Raw genomic sequence first — 1,383 nt, 5'->3', positions numbered from 1 at the left:
CCATGAACAGAAGCGGGATCAGCACCGCGATCAGCGAGACGGTGAGCGAGATGATGGTGAAGCCGATCTGGGCCGAGCCTTCGAGCGCGGCGGTGACCGGATCGTCGCCATGCTCGATGAAACGCGAGATGTTTTCGATCATGACGATGGCGTCGTCGATGACGAAGCCGGAGGCGATGGTCAGCGCCATCAGCGACAGATTGTCGAGGCTGAAGCCCCGAAGATACATGACCGCGAACGTGCCGATCAGCGACAGCGGCACCGACAGGCTCGGAATGATCGTCGCCGGAATGTTGCGCAGGAACAGGAAGGTGACGAGCACGACCAGAAGCGCCGCCGTCGCCAGCTCGAACTCGACGTCATGGACTGAGGCACGGATGGTGGTCGTGCGGTCGGTCAGCGGCTCGACGCTGACCGCCGCCGGCAAGCCGGCGCGAAGCTGTGGCAGCAGCGCCTTCACCGAGTCGACGACGCGGATGACGTTGGCGCCGGGCTGGCGCTGGATGTTGAGCAGGATCGCCGGCGAGCGGTTTTCCCAAGCGCCCAGCTTCGAGTTCTCCGGCCCCTCTATGATATCGGCGACCTCGCCCAGCCTGACCGGCGCCCCGTTGCGGTAAGCGACGACCATATCCGCATAGGTCTTGGGGTCGCTGATCTGGTCGTTGGCGTTGATGGTGTAGGAACGCGCCGGCCCGTCGAAGCTGCCTTTCGGCGTGTTGACGTTGAGCGCGCCGATGGTGGTGCGCAGATCGTCGATGTTGAGCCCCATGGCGGCCAGCGCCTTGAGCTTTACGCGGATTCGCACGGCCGGCCGCTCGCCGCCGGAGATGCTGACCAGCCCGACGCCCGGGAGCTGCGAGATCTTTTGCGCCAGCCGCGTCTCGGCATAGTTCTCGACTTCGGTCAGCGGCAGCGTCTTCGAGGTGATCGCCAGCGTCAGGATCGGCGCATCGGCCGGATTCACCTTGGCGTAGATCGGCGGCGCCGGCAGGTCGGCGGGCAGAAGGTTGCCGGCCGCGTTGATCGCCGCCTGAACCTCCTGCTCGGCAATATCCAGGCTGAGGTCGAGGCTGAAGCGCAGCGTGATGACCGAGGCGCCGGCCGAACTCCCCGACGACATCTGCTCCAGCCCCGGCATCTGGCCGAACTGGCGCTCCAAGGGTGCCGTGACCGAAGTCGTCATCACCTCCGGGCTGGCGCCGGGATAGAAGGTCTGCACCTGGATCGTCGGGTAGTCGACCTCAGGCAAGGCCGAGAGCGGCAGGAAGAGATAGGCGATCATGCCGACCACCAGGATGGTGGCCATGATCAGCGTGGTGGCCACCGGCCGCAGGATGAACGGCCGCGACGGGTTCAGCCAGCCGGAGACGAGACCGCTCGGCG

The 1,383-nt window shown here is 65.8% G+C and carries 1 protein-coding gene; it reads right to left on the bottom strand.

Features of this window, described 5'->3' with window-relative positions; translation table 11 throughout:
• Positions 1–1,357: efflux RND transporter permease subunit (locus EOA60_RS33025; protein WP_206628363.1), on the bottom strand; the 1,357-nt coding region annotated here is incomplete at its 3' end.
• Positions 1,358–1,383: the final 26 nt, after the last annotated feature.

This window comes from Mesorhizobium sp. M1A.F.Ca.IN.020.06.1.1 (genome assembly GCF_004023265.1).
GTDB lineage: Bacteria > Pseudomonadota > Alphaproteobacteria > Rhizobiales > Rhizobiaceae > Mesorhizobium.
This window is presented reverse-complemented; position numbering and strand designations above follow the sequence as displayed.